Source organism: Variovorax sp. RCC_210, from assembly GCF_041355175.1.
Classification (GTDB): Bacteria; Pseudomonadota; Gammaproteobacteria; order Burkholderiales; family Burkholderiaceae_C; genus Variovorax.
In genome coordinates, this window is record NZ_JBFUPJ010000003.1 from 423,339 (window position 1) to 439,290 (window position 15,952).

Genomic DNA, 15,952 nt, shown 5'->3' on the forward strand with positions numbered 1-15,952 from the left:
CTCCCCCCATGACCGACTTTCGCCCCACCTACGACGCGCGCTTCGACCGCATTCCCGCCGACCGCCTGCCCGAGCTGCTGCGCGCCATGCCCAAGGCCGAGCTGCACATGCACATCGAAGGCTCGCTGGAGCCCGAGCTCATCTTCGCGCTCGCGCAGCGCAACGGCGTGCGCATTCCCTACGCCAGCGTCGAGGAGCTGCGCAAGGCCTACGCCTTCACCAACCTGCAGAGCTTCCTGGACATCTACTACGCCGGCGCCAGCGTGCTGCTGAAGGAGCAGGACTTCTTCGACATGGCCTGGGCCTACCTGGAGCGCGCCGCGGCCGACAACGTGGTGCACACCGAGATGTTCTTCGACCCGCAGACGCACACCGCGCGCGGCGTGGCGATGGAAACCGTGGTGCACGGCCTGCACCGCGCCTGCGTCGAGGCCGGGCCGAAGCTGGGCGTGAGCGCCTCGCTCATTCTTTGCTTCCTGCGCCACCTGAGCGAGGAAGAGGCCTTCGACACGCTGGCGCAGGCGCTGCCGTTTCGCGACAAGTTCATCGGCGTGGGGCTCGATTCGAGCGAGGTGGGCCACCCGCCCGAGAAGTTCGCGCGCGTGTTCGCGCGCTGCCGCGAGCTGGGCCTGCACCTGGTCGCGCACGCGGGCGAAGAGGGCCCGCCCGCGTACGTGTGGAGCGCGCTCGACGTGCTGAAGGTCGAGCGCGTCGACCACGGCGTGCAGAGCGCCAAGGACCCGGCGCTGATGGCGCGGCTCGCGCAAGAGCGCATTCCGCTCACCGTGTGCCCGCTGTCGAACCTCAAGCTGTGCGTGTTCCCCGACCTGGCGCAGCACAACCTGGGCACGCTGCTGGACGCCGGCCTGGTCGCCACCGTGAACTCGGACGACCCCGCCTACTTCGGCGGCTACATGAACCAGAACTTCCTGGAGACCTTCGCGGCCACCGGGCTGAGCGTGCGGCACGCCTGGCAGCTGGCTGCCAACAGCTTCGAGGGCAGCTTCATCGACGAGGCCGCCAAGCGCGGCTACGTCGAGCGGCTCAACGCCGTCTTCGCCACCTTCTGATCCGGCGCCGCTGAGGCTGACGCAGCGGCAGGCCGCGGCACCAGCAGCGGCAGCGCCACCAGCGCGCAGGCGCTGGCCGCCAGCCACACCAGCGGCCAGCCCTGCGCCGCCAGCAGGTGCGGAATGGAAAAGGGCGTGACGAAGCACACCAGGAACACGCTGGTGTTCGCCATGCCCAGGGCGGTGCCGGCGCGGGCTGCGCCGGCCAGCGTGGCGAGCTCGGTGTAGGCCACGCCGTGCCAGGCCGACACGCACACCCCGCTCGCCGCCAGCAGCACCACCAGCGCGATGCGCAGCGCCGCCGAATCGGCCGCGTGCGCGCCGCCCGCCAGCACCAGCAGCGCCAGCCCCGCGAACAACGCCACGCTGAGCGTGCTGCAGGCCCGCAGGTAGGCAGGCCGGTTGCGGCGCCGGTCGGTCCAGCGGCCGCTCCACACGCGCATGACCATCGCGCCCACCTGCACGCACACCATCGTCGCGGTGATGGTGCCCAGGCCGGCATGGCCGAAGTCGTGCAGGAACACGGTGCCGAAGGACAGTACCGCGAACTGCGGCGCGCAAAGAATGCCGATGCCCGCGACGATGCGCCACACCCGTGCGTCGCGCAGCGGGCCGGTCGCGGGGGCAGCGGTATCGACCGTCTCAGCTGCCTTGCTGCCCGACGGCATCGCGCTGGCCGGCGTGGCCTTCGCGATGGGCGGCTCGTGCACCCAGGCCCAGCTCATGCCTGCGCTCAGCGCGCACAGCAGCGCCAGCAGGCCGTACAGCGCCGCGAAGCCGAAGTGCAGCGCCACGAAGGGCAGCACCAGCGCGCCGATGCCGCCGCCCAGCGGCACGGCGGTCTGGCGGATGCTCATCGCGAGGCCGCGTTCGCCGGCGTCGAACCAGGTCATCACCGCGCGCCCGCTCGCGCCGTTCACGCTGCCGCCGAGCAGGCCCACCAGCAGCAGCCCGGCGGCCAGCCAGCCGAGCGACGGAATGTGGCCGGAAGAAGGCGCCGCCCACAGCGCCATCGCCACCAGCGCGAGCGCCGTGCTGCCCAGGCCCACCAGCAGCACCGGCCGGTCGCCCCAGCGGTCCGTCAGCAGGCCCCAGGGCAGCTCGCTCACGGCAATGCCCAGGCCCATGAGGCCGAGCACCAGCCCGAGCGTGGCGTTGTCGAGCTGGTAGCCGGTGCGCATCAGCACCGCGGTCATGGGAATGCCGCTGAAGGCGACCGAGAACGCCGCGTTGGCGGCCACGCCGGCGGCGAGCACCTTCCAGCGGTGGCGGCGCGAAAACGCGAGGGAAGAAGAGGGCGGATGTGTCATGTTGCGGCGCAGTGTCCGCCGTTGCGAAGGTTTTGAAAATCAGAAAATAATGGGCCCATCGTCCTGAAAAGCAGGACTATTCAGACAGGCAAGGACTTCCAATGACCCAGGTAATGTTCGACCTCGACGTGCTGCGCACCTTCTCCACCGGCATGGCGCTCGGCAGCTACGCGCGCGCGGCCGACCGGCTGGGCCGCTCGACCTCGGCCGTGAGCGCGCAGCTGAAAAAGCTGGAGTCGCAGGCCGGCACCGTGCTGTTCCGCAAGGAGGGGCGCGGCCTGTCACTTACGGACGCCGGCGAAACGCTGCTGGCCTACGCGCACCGCATGCTCGAGCTGAACGACGAGGCCAGCGCCGCCATGCGCGGTGTCGACCTGCAGGGCTGGGTGCGCCTGGGCCTGCAGGAAGACTTCGGCGAGACGCTGCTGCCGGCCGTGCTCGGGCGCTTCGCGCGCGCCCACCCCAAGGTGCGCATCGAGGCCTGCGTGGCGCGCAGCGGCGAGCTGCGCGAGCGGCTCGAGCTCGGCCAGCTCGACCTGGCGCTGGCGTGGGACGCGGGCGACCAGCCGCTCTCGCCCCATGCCGAGCGCGTGGCGCGGCTGCCGCTGCTTTGGATAGGCCCGACCGCCCCCGACCGGGTCGATGCGCCCTGGTGGACCGAGCGCGAACACCGTGCCGGCGCCGCCCGACAACCCAAGAGCAGGGAGCCGCTGCCGCTCATCATGCTGGACGCCCCGTGCCCGCTGCGCGAGATCGTCATCGCCGTGCTCGACCGCGCCGGCCTGCCGTGGCGCCGGGCCTTCGGCAGCGCCAGCCTGGCGGCGCTGTGGGCCGCCACGTCGGCCGGCCTGGGCCTGACGGTTCGCACGCCCTTCGGCCTGCCCTCGCACGTGCGCACGCTCGACCGCGCGGTGCTGTCGCTGCCGGCGCTGCCGCAGATCTCGCTGGTGCTGTACCGCGCGCAGGCGCATTCGGAAGCGCCCGCGAGCCGGCTGGCCACGCTGCTGCTCGAGGCCGTGCGGCAGCATGTGCAGCCGGTGGGCGTGGCGCTGCGCTGAGGGCGCGTGCCGGGGCGCCGCCGCTGAACTGACGTTCTCACCGACGTTCAGGCTCAGCCCTGGCGCGCCGCGTGAAAGCGTTCCAGGAACGACACCAGCTTCGGGTCCTTCGGCCTGTGCATGATGTCTTCGGCCGGCCCGATCTCGGCCATGACACCGTCGCGCATGAAGCCGATGCGGTCCGACACATGGGCCGCGAAGGCCATCTCGTGCGTCACCAACACCATCGTCATGCCGTCGGCGGCCAGCTCGCGGATCACGGCCAGCACCTCGCCGACCAGCTCGGGGTCCAGCGCGGAGGTGGGCTCGTCGAACAGCATCACGGCCGGCTGCATGGCCAGCGCGCGCGCAATGGCCACGCGCTGCTTCTGGCCGCCCGACAGGCGCCCCGGATGCTGGTCGGCTTTTTCGGCGAGGCCGACCTTGCCCAGCAGCGTCATCGCGAGCGCCTTGGCTTCGTCGGGGCGCTTGCCCTGCACCTGCACCGGGCCTTCGATGATGTTCTGCAGCACCGTCATGTGCGGGAACAGGTTGAAGTGCTGGAACACCATGCCGATGTTCGCGCGCAGCGCGGCCAGCTGCGCGTCCTTGGGGGCGCGGCTCGCGCCCTTGAACGCGAAGCTGTGGCCCGCCACGCCGAGCTGCCCGTCCTCGGGCATCTCCAGCAGGTTCATGCAGCGCAGGAAGGTCGACTTGCCCGAGCCGCTGGCACCGATGAGGGTCACCACTTCGCCCGCCTGCACCGAGAGCGAGACGCCCTTGAGCACGTGGTGGTCGCCGAAGGACTTGTGGATGGCCGTGGCCTCGAGGATGGGCGCGGCCTGGGGCGGCGCGCCGGGAGGAGTGAAAGGCGTTGACATCACTTGGCGGCCAGGCGGCGTTCCACCCGCGTGGCAATGAGGGTGAGCGGGAAGAGCACCGCGAAGTAGATGACCGCGATGGTCGTGTAGACCTCCAGCGGCCGGTAGCTGGCGCCGGTGATCACCGAGCCCTGGTACAGCAGGTCGCCCACCGCGACCGCCGACACCAGCGAGGTGTTTTTCAGCTGCATGATGGTCTGGTTGATGAGCGACGGAATCATCAGCGGAAAGGCCTGCGGCAGGATGATGCGGCGAAAGATGCGCCCGCGCCGCATGCCGATGGCGCGCCCGGCTTCCCACTGGCCGCGGTCGACCGCCTCGATGCCGCCGCGGAAGATCTCGCTGTAGAAGGCGCCCGCATAGAACGACAGCGCCAGGAAGCAGGCGGTGGTGGCCGACATGTCCACGCCGATGAGCACCGGCAGCGCGTAGTAGGCCCACACCAGCTGCACCAGCAGCGGCGTGCAGCGGAAGATCTCGGTCCAGATCTGCAGCGGCACGCTCACCCAGCGCGTCATCGTGGGGTTGCGCAGCACGCCCGTGACCAGCCCGAGCACCAGCCCGACCAGCACCGTGCTGACGGTGAAGGCCAGCGTCACGCCCAGCCCGCGCCAGATCAGCGGCAGGTAGGGCACCAGGGACCCGAAGTCCCATGCGTATGAAGCTTGTTCCATGCGGCGGACGAGATCAGAACTGGATTTCGCTCGGGATCTCTTCCGGCTTGATGCTCAGCGCGGCGAAGCCCTTGAGCATCCACTCGCGCGTCTGGCCGCTGAAGCGGTTGCCGTCGGCCCACACGCTCAGGAAGTTCTTCCAGCGCGGATCGGTCTCGATGCGGATGCCCAGGTTGGTGGGCATGGTGAGCGTGGGCTTGGGGATCACCAGCGTGCCCAGCGTCGGGTTCTTCTTCATGGTGGAGATGGCCAGCACGGCCAGCACCACGGTGCAGTCGGCGCGGCCGGTGGCCACCGCCAGCACGGCCTCGTCGCGCGTCTTGAAGCCCAGGATGTTGGCCTTCGGGCAGTAGCGCCGCGCGATGGTCTCGTGCGTGGAGCCGATGTCCACCGCGATCTTCACGGCGGGCTTGTTCAGGTCTTCCCAGGTGGTGGTCTTGGCGAAGCCCTTGCGCGTGATGGCGGTGTACGAGTGCACCAGGATGGGCGTGGAGAAGTCGATGACCAGCGCGCGCTGCGGCGTGGGGCTCACGGCGAAGGCCAGGTCGACCTTGCCCGACTGCAGGTCCAGGATCTGGTTGCCCCAGCTCGACTCCACCGTCTCGACCTTGGCGCGCAGGGTGGTCGCGATGTCGGCGGCCATGTCCAGGCAGGCGCCGGTCCAGGCGTTGGAGACCAGGTCCTTGTGGAAGTAGGGCTCCTGGCCCGGAATGACGGCCACGCGCAGCACGCCGCTTTTCTGGACCTTGTCGAGCGTCGAGCCGCTGGCCGGCGCGGTGGAAGCCGGCGCTGCCTGCGCGAACGCCTGGCCCGCGGTGGCGGCCGTGGCCGCGACGGCGGCGCCTGCCACTGCCAGTTGATTGAATACGGCTCTGCGTTGCATGGGAACTCCTTCGGTGTTGAAAAAATGATTTTTCGGAAATCGCGCATTCAATTGAATTGAATGCGCAGCAGGACCCGTCCCGGCAATTGCCGGGAAGATATAAAAAGTGGTGTTGAAAAAATGCGTTGAGCGCGAATTCGGCGCCCGGGACGTGCTAATTTTTCTGCATGGAAGGCAATGAAAAGAATTGCACCTTTTTGGATCTTGGGTTGCACCTTTTTGGCGGCACTGAACGGGCGGAATTGCCAGTGCAAGCGCCGTTTCCGCACCGCTGCGGTGCCTTGCGGGCGGCAGGCTGTCGGGCTGGAGCGGATTCAGGTGTCATGGAATGCTGGGTCAGCAATAAGCAGGCCAGCAAGGTGCAACCGTTCTAAAAAATGCGTGGCAGGTTGCACCCTTCAATTGACGTGGTTGCACCTGCGTCTTTGTTGAACTAACATCCGCTCCAATTAAATTCCCATGCCAAAGCAATTAGATGTCTTTGACCACACTCGGCGTCAAGCTGGACGAAAGCGTCCGCGAACGCCTGAAGAAAGCGGCTGCCAAGGTCGACCGCACGCCGCATTGGCTGATCAAGCACGCGATCTATTCGCACCTTGAAATGCTGGAGCGCGGGCTCCCGCTGGCCGACGTGTTCGGCGACGGCTCGGGCGCAGCGAACGGGCCCGAAGCGAACAGCGCCGCCGCGTCCGCCGTGGCCGAGCGCGAGCACCAGCCCTTTCTCGACTTCGCGGAAAACGTGCTGCCGCAAAGCGTGCTGCGCGCGGCCATCACCGCGGCCTACCGCCGTCCCGAGGCCGAGCAGGTGTCCATGCTGCTGCCGCAGGCGCGCCTGCCCGGCGAGATGGCCGCGGCCACGCACCGGCTGGCCTGCAGCCTGTCGGAGAAGCTGCGCAACCACCAGGCGGCGGGCCGTGCCGGCGTGGTGCAGAACCTGCTGCAGGAGTTCGCGCTGTCCTCGCAGGAGGGCGTGGCGCTCATGTGCCTGGCCGAGGCGCTGCTGCGCATTCCCGACCGGGGCACGCGCGACGCGCTCATTCGCGACAAGATCAGCAACGGCAACTGGCAGCCGCACCTGGGCAAGAGCACCTCGCTGTTCGTCAACGCCGCCACCTGGGGGCTGATGCTCACGGGCAAGCTGGTGGCCACGCACAACGAGTCGGGCCTGAGCCATTCGCTGGGCCGCGTGCTCACGCGCGGCGGCGAGCCGGTGGTGCGCAAGGGCGTGGACATGGCGATGCGCCTGATGGGCGAGCAGTTCGTCACCGGGGAAACCATCGGCAAGGCGCTGGCCAACGCCGGCAAGCTGGAGGCCCGGGGCTTTCGCTATTCGTACGACATGCTCGGCGAGGCCGCGCTCACCGACGCCGACGCGCTGCGCTACATGGCCTCGTACGAGCAGGCGATCCACGCCATCGGCATGGCGGCCTCGGGCGCGGGCATCTACCGCGGGCCGGGCATCTCCATCAAGCTGTCGGCGCTGCACCCGCGCTACAGCCGCGCGCAGTACCCGCGCGTGATGGACGAGCTGTACCCGCGGCTGCTCTCTCTCACGCTGCTGGCGCGCAAGTACGACATCGGGCTGAACATCGACGCCGAGGAAGCCGACCGGCTCGAGCTTTCGCTCGACCTGCTGGAGCGCCTGTGCCACGAGAGTGCGCTGGCGGGCTGGAACGGCATCGGCTTCGTGATCCAGGCCTACCAGAAGCGCTGCGCCAGCACCATCGCGTGGCTGGTCGACCTGGCGCGGCGCAGCCGCCACCGGCTGATGATCCGGCTGGTGAAGGGCGCCTACTGGGACAGCGAGGTCAAGCGCGCGCAGGTCGACGGGCTGGAGGACTACCCGGTCTACACGCGCAAGGTGCACACCGACGTGTCCTACCTGGCCTGCGCACGCCAGCTGCTGGCCGTGCCCGAGGCGGTGTACCCGCAGTTCGCCACGCACAACGCGCACACCATGGCGGCCATCTACCACCTGGCCGGGCAGAACTACTACGAGGGGCAGTACGAGTTCCAGTGCCTGCACGGCATGGGCGAGCCGCTGTACGACCAGGTCGTGGGCCCGGTCGCGGAGGGCAAGCTGGGGCGGCCCTGCCGCATCTACGCGCCGGTGGGCAGCCACCAGACGCTACTGGCCTACCTGGTGCGCCGCCTGCTGGAAAACGGCGCCAACACCTCCTTCGTCAACCGCATCGCGGACAAGACGCTGTCGATCGAATCGCTGGTGGCCGACCCGGTGGCCGTGGTCGAGGCGCAGGGCCTGGCCGACGGCGTGACGGGGCTGCCGCACCCGCGCATCGCGCTGCCGCGCGCGCTGTACGCCGACCGCGCCAATGCGGCGGGGCTCGACCTGTCGAACGAACAGCGGCTGGGCTCGCTGGCCAGCGCGCTGCTGCAGGGCGCCGGCGAGAACTGGTTCGCGCAGCCGCTGCTGGGGCAGCCGGCGGCCGCGAGCGTCGGCATGGTCGGGGGATCGAGCGGGGGCTCGGGCGTGCGCCAGGCGGTGCGCAACCCCGCGCGCCACGACGACATCGTCGGCCACGTGCAGGACGCCACAGCGCAAGACGTGCAGCTTGCGCTGCAGTCCGCGCAAGACGCCTTCCAGATCTGGCAGGCCACGCCCGCCGCGGAGCGCGCCGACATGCTCGAGCGCGCGGCCGACCTGCTCGAAGGCCGCATGCAGCCGCTGCTCGGGCTGCTGGTGCGCGAGTCGGGCAAGACGCTGGCCAACGCGATTTCAGAAGTGCGCGAGGCGGTCGACTTTCTTCACTACTACGCGGCCCGGGTGCGCCAGGGTTTCAGCAACGACACGCACCGCCCGCTGGGGCCGGTCGTGTGCATCAGCCCCTGGAACTTTCCGCTGGCCATCTTCACCGGGCAGGTGGCCGCGGCGCTGGCCGCCGGCAACACGGTGCTGGCCAAGCCCGCCGAGCAGACACCGCTGATCGCGGCGCAGGCGGTGAAGGTGCTGCACGACGCCGGCCTGCCGCCGGGCGTGCTGCAGCTGCTGCCCGGCACGGGCGAGACAGTGGGCGCCGCGCTGGTGGCCGATGCGCGCGTGCAGGGCGTGATGTTCACCGGCTCGACGCAGGTCGCGCGCATCCTGCAGCGCGTGATTGCCGGGCGCCTCGATGCGCAGGGCCGCCCGATTCCGCTGGTTGCCGAGACCGGTGGGCAGAACGCGATGATCGTGGACTCTTCGGCGCTGGTGGAGCAGGTGGTGACCGACGTCATCGCCTCGGCCTTCGACAGCGCGGGGCAGCGCTGCTCGGCCCTGCGCATCCTGTGCGTGCAGGAAGACATCGCCGAGCGAACCATCGAGATGCTGCAAGGCGCCATGGCCGAATGCACGCTGGGCAACCCCGAGCACCTGTGCGTGGACATCGGCCCGGTCATCGACCTGGAGGCCAAGCAGGCGCTGGAGCGCCACATCGAAGCCATGCGCGCCAAGGGCCGCAGGGTGTTCCAGGTGGCGCGCGCGCACGGCGGCGACACGCTGGCCGGCACCTTCGTGACGCCCACGCTCATCGAGATCGCGCAGATCGACGAGCTCGACCGCGAGGTCTTCGGGCCGGTGCTGCATGTGCTGCGCTATGCGCGCACCGAACTGGATGCGCTGCTCGACCAGATCAACGCGACCGGCTACGGCCTCACACTGGGCGTGCATTCGCGCATCGACGAGACCATCCAGAAGATCGTGTCGCGCGTGAAGGTGGGCAACCTGTACGTCAACCGCAACATGGTCGGCGCGGTGGTCGGCGTGCAGCCGTTCGGCGGCGAAGGTCTCTCCGGCACCGGGCCCAAGGCAGGCGGGCCGCTGTACCTGAACCGGCTGCTGTCGAGCGCGCCGGCCTGCGGCGCGCAACGCGACGGCCCGCTTTCGATGCCGGCGCCGCTCGCCGCGCTCAGGCAGTGGTGCGACAGCGCCACGCCGCCGCGCCCCGAGCTGGCCGCCTTGTGCGAGCGCTACGCGGGCGAGTCGCGCAGCGGCACCGAGCTGCTGCTCGACGGGCCCACCGGCGAACGCAATGCCTTTCGGTTGTCGGCGCGCGAAGCGGTGCTGTGCCTGGCCGCCGGCGAGGCCGACCTGCTGTGCCAGCTGGCGGCGGTGCTGAGCGTGGGCGCGCGCGCCGCATGGCCCGATGCCGAGGCGCCGCGCGCGCTGGCCGCGCGCCTGCCGGCGGAGGTGCGCGCCGCCCTGGAGTGGGTGGGCGACTGGACGCACGAAGGCGCCTTTACCGCGGTGATCCATCACGGCGACTCCGACCAGCTGCGCGGCATCAGCGAGCAGCTGGCGCTGCGCCCCGGCCCCATCGTCGGCCTGCAGGGCCTTGCGCCCGGCGACACCGGCATCGTGCTGGAGCGGCTGCTGATCGAGCGCAGCCTGAGCGTCAACACGGCGGCGGCCGGCGGCAACGCGAGCCTGATGAGCGTCGGCTGATGAGCACTGGCTGAACGACGCACCGCGTTTTTTCCAAAGCAGATTTTTTCAAAGCAAAGGTTTCGAATGAAGGTCTTGTTCCTGGGCTACGGCCACATGGGTGGCGCACTGGGCGAAGCATGGAAGGCGAGCGGGCTGGCCAGCAATGTGCTGGCGGTGGACCCTGTCGCCACGCCTGAGCAGGCGGCCCACGCCGGCCGTCATGCGAGCGTGGACGCGCTGGTGGCCGCCGGTGCGGGCGAGGGCATCGAGCTGGTGGTGCTGGCCGTCAAGCCGGCGAAGGCCGTCGAGGCCTTGCGCGCGTTGCCGGCCTCGCTGCTGCGCGGCGCGGCGGTGGTGTCCATCGCGGCCGGCGTGCCCGTGGCGTCGCTGGTGGCCGCGTTGCCGGCGGGCACGCCGGTCGTGCGCGCCATGCCCAACACGCCGGTCATCCTGCGTGCGGGCTGCACCGGCCTGTTCGCGGGGACCGCGGCGGGCGCATCGAACGCGGCACTGCGCGAGCGCATCGCGGCGCTGTTCGCGGCCGTGGGCTCGGCCCACTGGGTGGAACAGGAGCCCCTGCTAGACGCCGTCACCGCGCTGAGCGGCAGCGGCCCGGCCTACTACCACCTGTTCAGCGAGGCACTGGCCGCGGCCGGCGTTGCGCTGGGCCTGGCGCCGGCCCTTGCGCGGCAGCTCGCGGCCGACACCGCCTGGGGCGCCGCCGCGCAGCAACATGCGCCCGGTGCCGATTTCGTCTCGCTGCGCCAGGCCGTGACCTCGCCGAACGGCACCACGGCCGCGGCCATTGCCGTGTTCGAGCACGACGGCGCGCTGCGCCAGCTGGTCGAGCGCGCCGCGCTTGCCGCGCGGCAACGCGCCGTCGAACTGTCCGCGAGCTGAACGCGTTCTCCAGCAACCCTCTTTTTACGTTTCCGATTTCGTTGAACAGGAACTCACATGTCCAGCACCACGCCTTCCACCAACCTCCCGGCCAACCCAGTGGCGCCGGCCACTGAAAGCAAGACCTACTTCGAGGCCAAAAAGGTCGACGAAGACTACATCCCCGTCATCGACATCTCCGGCCTGGTCGCCGACGCGCCCGGCGCCGTGGAAGACGTCGCCAGGCGCGTCATGGACGCCTCGCAGCGCATCGGTTTCTTCTACATCAAGGGCCACGGTATTCCGCAGGAGGTGATCGACGGCGCCGGCCAGGCCATGCGCGACTACTTCGCGCTGCCGCCCGAAGTGAAGGGCCTGCACCCGGTCAACACCAGCCAGCGCGGCTGGATGGCCTCGGGCATCGCGCGGCTCGAAGGCTCGAAGACGCACGACCTGAAGGAGATCTTCTTCTGGGGCCCTGAGCAATGGGCCGCGCACCTGGTCGCGCAGAAGGGCGCCGACTCGCTCATCGCGGACAACGTCTGGCCCGACGCCGAGTTTCCCGCGCTGCGCCAGGACCTGCTGCCTTACTACAACGCTGTGTGCCGCATCGGCCACCGCCTGCTGTCGGCCATTGCGCTGGGCCTGGGGCTGGACCGCTCGTTCTTCGCCTCGCGCTACTCCAGCCCGATGGCGCGCGGCCAGCTCGTGTACTACCCGGTGTCGACCGCCAAGGACGAAAGCGAAGAGCGCTTCGGCTCCGCGCCGCACACCGACTTCGGCGTGCTCACGCTGCTGCTGCAGGACTCGAACGGCGGCCTGCAGGTGCGCAACCGCGAGGGCGAATGGGTGGCGGCGCAGCCCATTCCGGGCACGCTGGTGTGCAACATCGGCGACCTGCTGCACCGCTGGTCGAACGAAACGCTCAGCTCCAACCTGCACCGCGTGATCAACCGCTCGGGCAACGAGCGGCACTCCATCGCGATCTTCTTCGACCCCAACCCCGACGCCGTGATCGACCCGACCGACCTGGGCTTTCCCGAGGGCGCGCAGAAGTACCCGGCCATTACCGCGTCGGGCTACATCCACGGCAAGAACAAGAAGAACTTCTCGCAGTACAAGTAGCGCGCCGAGGGCCGGGCCACCGCGGCACGGCCCGCCGCACGACAGCCTGCCGCACTCCCGACTTCGTGGAGAATCCGCCGCTGGAGACAAAACCAGAAGCGAAACGGCATGGCAACGCACAACTTCCTGCACCTGTGGGACGACCGGTTCCTGTACATCACGCCGGCCATCCAGTCGGGCCTGACGGCCCGTTCGTCGGCCACGCTGCTGGCCTCGGTCAGCGGCCATCCCTTCACGCTCGAGGCGGCCGACGGCACGCGCGTGCAGTGCACCGCCGCGCTGGTGGCGCCGCATGTGTCGCGCCGGCTCGACGTCGACGGCTGCGGGCTGCTCTCGCTGAACCTCGACCCCGCCTCCATCGCCTACCGCATGCTCGCCAAGCGCATGGGCGGCCACGGTATCCAGCCTGTGGACGCGCGCCGCTTCGGCCGGCTGCGCGACGACTTCGAACCCGCGCAGCGCGGCGCGCTGCCCGATGACCGGCTGCAGCTGCTCAGCGCCAAGCTGGTCGAGGCCATCACCGAATACCCCGAGGTCGCGGCGCCCATCGACCCGCGCATCGACCGCGTGCTGCAGTCCATTCGCGCGCACGCGGGGCAGATCGCGCTGCGCGAGCTCGCGGCCGTGGCCTGCCTGTCGCCCGACCGGCTGACGCACCTGTTCGCCGAGCAGGTGGGCGTTTCGGTGAAGCGCTACGCGCTGTGGACCAAGGTGCGCCGCACGGTGCAGCAGTTCACCGGGCACCGTTCGCTGACCGACGTGGCGCTGGTCAGCGGCTTCACCGACGCGGCGCACATGAGCCGCACCTTCCAGCGCTACTTCGGCCTGGCGCCGTCGTTCCTGGCGAACCAGGTGAGCGTGACGGCGGACGCACAGGCCTCGCACGCTTGGGGCCAGCACGGGCTGCATTGACGCGGCCACGGCCATTGCATCGCCACCACACGGGCATCGCACGGCCATCGCGCACTCGTGACGCATCAGCACCAACCCTAGGCATCGCAGCGGCTGCGTACAAGCCGCGCGCATCCACGCTCCCTAAGCTCCAACGTGCTCCGCCAAGAGAGCATCAACTGGAGACTTCATTCATGAGACAGACCTTCCGTCGCGGCCTGGTGCCGCTGTCGTTGCTCGCGCTCGCCGCGGCCGCCACGTTGACCGCCTGCGGGGGCGGAGGGGGAGGCGGCAACGGCTTCTCGTTCCTGCCGCTTCCGAACAACCCGGCCACGCCCACCAACCCGCCGCCCGAAGGCACCTACAAGGCCGAGATCCGCCGCACCACCATGGGCGTGCCGCACATCCTGGCCGACAACTGGCCCGGCGCGGGCTACGGCTACGGCTACGCGCAGGCCGAGGACGACCTGTGCACCATGGCCGACTCCTTCCTCACCTACCGGGGCGAGCGCTCGCAGTACTTCGGCGCCGACGCCAAGCTGCTGGCCAGCAGCACCATCGGCCTGCCGAAGAACATCGACTCCGACTTCTTCCACCGCCACGTCATCTCGGCCGACGTGCTGAAGAAGATGATCGACGCGCAGCCCGACAACCTGAAGCAGCTGGTCGAAGGTTTCACCGCGGGCTACAACCGCTACGTGCGCGACGTGAAGGCCGGCGGCACCAGGAATGCGGCGTGCCGCGACGAGGCCTGGGTGAAGCCCATCACCAGCGACGACATCTACCGGCGCATGTACGCGGCCAACCTGGCCGGGGGCTATAGCAACTTCCTCGCGCAGATCGCGAATGCGACAGCGCCTGCGGCGACAGTGCTCACCAAGGTCTCGGCTCGGCAACTCGACCGGCAACTCGACCGGCAGCGCAGGCAGGCCGCGGTGCAGCTCGCCACGATGAACGTGAAGGAGCCCGAGCTGCAGGTGGGCGGCCACGAGGGCGTGGGCAGCAACATGATCGGTTTCGGCACCGCGGCCACCGGCGACGCGAGCCCGCTGCTGTTCGGCAACCCGCATTGGTACTGGCGCGGGCCCGACCGCTTCTACCAGGCGCAGCTCACCATTCCGGGCCAGCTCAACATCAGCGGCACCTCGTTCCTGGGCATTCCGGTGATCCTCATCGGCTTCAACGACAACGTGGCCTGGAGCCACACGGTGTCGACCGCGCGGCGCTTCGGCTTCTTCCAGCTGAAGCTGGCCTCGGGCGACCCGACCAGCTACATGCGCGACGGCGCCGCCGTGAAGATGCAGGCCACCGACATCACCGTGAAGGTGAAGGCCACCGACGGCAGCATGACGCAGGTCACGCGCACGCTCTACAAGAGCGAGTACGGCCCCATGGTCAACCTGGCGCCGCTGAACAGCGGGCTCGCGTGGAGCCAGACCATGGCCTTCGCGATCCGCGACATCAACGGCGAGAACTACCGCACCTTCCGCAACTGGCTGCGCTGGAACCAGGCGAAATCGCTGGACGAGTTCATCGCCATCCAGCGCGAGGAAACGGCCATTCCGTGGGTCAACACCGTGGCCGTGGGCCGTGGCGGCGCCAAGGCCTGGTACGCCGACATCGGCGCCGTGCCCAACGTGACGCCGGCCCAGGTCACGGACTGCACCACGGCCGTGGGTGCCACGATGCAGCCGACGCTGCCGCGCGTGCCCATCTTCGACGGCTCGCGCAGCGCCTGCGACTGGCAGACCGACGCCGACTCCGCGCAGAAGGGCGCCATCGGCGCGTCGCGCATGCCCAACCTGCAGCGCGACGACTACGTCGCCAACATGAACGACAGCTACTGGCTGGCCAACCCCAAGGCCCCGATGACCGGCTACCCGGACATCATGGGTCCGGCGGGCACCGAGGCCGTGAGCTTCCGCACTCGCATGGGCAACGTGCTGGCGCAGGCGCGCATCGACGGCAGCGACAGCTACGGCGCCAAGGGCGCGACCCCCGGCTCCGTCAAGCAGATGGTGCTGAACAGCCGCTCGCTGACGGCCGAACTGTTCAGGACGCAGGCCTTGCCCATCGTGTGCGCCACGCCCGCGATCAACGTCGCCACCGACCCGCTGACCAGCGAAGCCATCGGCCCGAGCGTGGACGTGTCGGCGGCCTGCGCCGCGCTCCAGGCCTGGGAAGGCACCGGGGTGAGCGGCGCCAAGGGCGCGCATGTGTGGGACGAGTTCTGGAACCGCGCCTCGCAGATTCCGGCGGCCACGCTCTACAACGTGCCCTTCGACGCGGCCGACCCGATCCACACGCCGCGCGACCTGAAGAGCAGCGCCGGCACGCTGCTGCAGCAGGCCTTCGGCGCCGCGGTGGCCCGCGTGCAGGCCAGCGGCTACGCGGTGGACGCGGCGCGCGGCGACTACCTGTTCGCCACGCGCGGCGGCAAGAAGATTCCGCTGTACGGCGGCTGCGGCGGCCCGGGGTACTTCACCATTGCATGCTCTGAAAACCGCTTGGACAAGGGCGGCTACACCATGGACGGCAACCCCAACGGCAACAGCTACATGCAGGTGGTGCGCTTCCCCGAAGGCGGCGTGGAGGCCCATACCTTCCTGACCTTCTCGCTGTCGGACGACCCGGCCTCCGCGCACAACGGCGACTACACGCGCGCCTACAGCGCCGGCCAGTGGCTGCGCATGCCGTTCTCCGAAGCAGAGATCAAGGCCAACGCCGACTTCCGCACCGCCGTCATCAGCGAGTAGGCACAGGTTCGGGCGCGCGCACG

12 protein-coding genes are annotated in these 15,952 nt (G+C 69.6%); 7 read left to right on the forward strand and 5 right to left on the reverse strand.

Annotation, left to right across the window (positions count from 1 at the left end; all coding sequences use genetic code 11):
• The first annotated feature begins 8 nt into the window (after window positions 1-8).
• On the forward strand, window positions 9-1,070 hold the full coding sequence (locus AB6807_RS13990; protein ID WP_286515043.1) for an adenosine deaminase: 1,062 nt from the start codon (window positions 9-11) through the stop codon (window positions 1,068-1,070).
• Here the strand turns inward: AB6807_RS13990 and AB6807_RS13995 are convergent.
• Window positions 1,031-2,380, reverse strand: a complete 1,350-nt coding sequence (locus tag AB6807_RS13995; protein WP_371085037.1) for an MFS transporter — start codon at window positions 2,378-2,380, stop codon at window positions 1,031-1,033. The genes AB6807_RS13990 and AB6807_RS13995 overlap by 40 nt on opposite strands.
• 101 nt (window positions 2,381-2,481) lie before the next feature.
• Here AB6807_RS13995 and AB6807_RS14000 point away from each other — a divergent pair, with 101 nt between their 5' ends.
• Window positions 2,482-3,438, forward strand: a complete 957-nt coding sequence (locus AB6807_RS14000; protein ID WP_371085038.1) for a LysR substrate-binding domain-containing protein — start codon at window positions 2,482-2,484, stop codon at window positions 3,436-3,438.
• Window positions 3,439-3,491: 53 nt separating this feature from the next.
• Here the strand turns inward: AB6807_RS14000 and AB6807_RS14005 are convergent, their stop codons facing one another.
• Genes AB6807_RS14005 through AB6807_RS14020 form a run of 4 tightly spaced genes read right to left on the reverse strand, consistent with a single transcriptional unit; the run spans window position 3,492 to window position 6,109 of the window.
• Complete coding sequence (locus tag AB6807_RS14005; protein ID WP_371085039.1) at window positions 3,492-4,298, reverse strand: amino acid ABC transporter ATP-binding protein; 807 nt, start codon at window positions 4,296-4,298, stop codon at window positions 3,492-3,494.
• A complete protein-coding gene (locus AB6807_RS14010) occupies window positions 4,298-4,972 on the reverse strand; it encodes an amino acid ABC transporter permease (protein WP_286515049.1) in 675 nt (224 codons plus the stop codon). The genes AB6807_RS14005 and AB6807_RS14010 overlap by 1 nt, the downstream gene beginning before the upstream one ends.
• Window positions 4,973-4,985: 13 nt before the next feature.
• Window positions 4,986-5,855 (reverse strand): transporter substrate-binding domain-containing protein, encoded by an 870-nt coding sequence (locus tag AB6807_RS14015; RefSeq protein ID WP_371085040.1) that lies wholly within the window; start codon window positions 5,853-5,855, stop codon window positions 4,986-4,988.
• Between the two features lie 47 nt (window positions 5,856-5,902).
• A complete protein-coding gene (locus tag AB6807_RS14020) occupies window positions 5,903-6,109 on the reverse strand; it encodes a hypothetical protein (RefSeq protein ID WP_371085041.1) in 207 nt (68 codons plus the stop codon).
• A gap of 221 nt (window positions 6,110-6,330) precedes the next feature.
• Between AB6807_RS14020 and putA the strand changes: the two genes are divergently transcribed.
• From putA to AB6807_RS14045, 5 genes are all read left to right on the forward strand, one after another.
• Window positions 6,331-10,296, forward strand: coding sequence for a trifunctional transcriptional regulator/proline dehydrogenase/L-glutamate gamma-semialdehyde dehydrogenase (putA, locus tag AB6807_RS14025; RefSeq protein WP_371085042.1), 3,966 nt, complete (start codon window positions 6,331-6,333; stop codon window positions 10,294-10,296).
• Window positions 10,297-10,362: 66 nt separating this feature from the next.
• The gene (locus AB6807_RS14030) at window positions 10,363-11,178 is read left to right on the forward strand and encodes a pyrroline-5-carboxylate reductase family protein (RefSeq protein WP_371085043.1); all 816 of its coding nucleotides are present in this window, start codon (window positions 10,363-10,365) and stop codon (window positions 11,176-11,178) included.
• A 57-nt stretch (window positions 11,179-11,235) separates the two neighbouring features.
• On the forward strand, window positions 11,236-12,282 hold the full coding sequence (locus tag AB6807_RS14035) for an isopenicillin N synthase family dioxygenase (protein WP_371085044.1): 1,047 nt from the start codon (window positions 11,236-11,238) through the stop codon (window positions 12,280-12,282).
• Window positions 12,283-12,390: 108 nt separating this feature from the next.
• Window positions 12,391-13,194, forward strand: a complete 804-nt coding sequence (locus AB6807_RS14040; protein WP_286515057.1) for a helix-turn-helix domain-containing protein — start codon at window positions 12,391-12,393, stop codon at window positions 13,192-13,194.
• Between the two features lie 173 nt (window positions 13,195-13,367).
• Entirely contained in the window at window positions 13,368-15,929 is a 2,562-nt protein-coding gene (locus AB6807_RS14045; protein ID WP_371085045.1) for a penicillin acylase family protein, read from the forward strand.
• Window positions 15,930-15,952 lie beyond the last annotated feature (23 nt).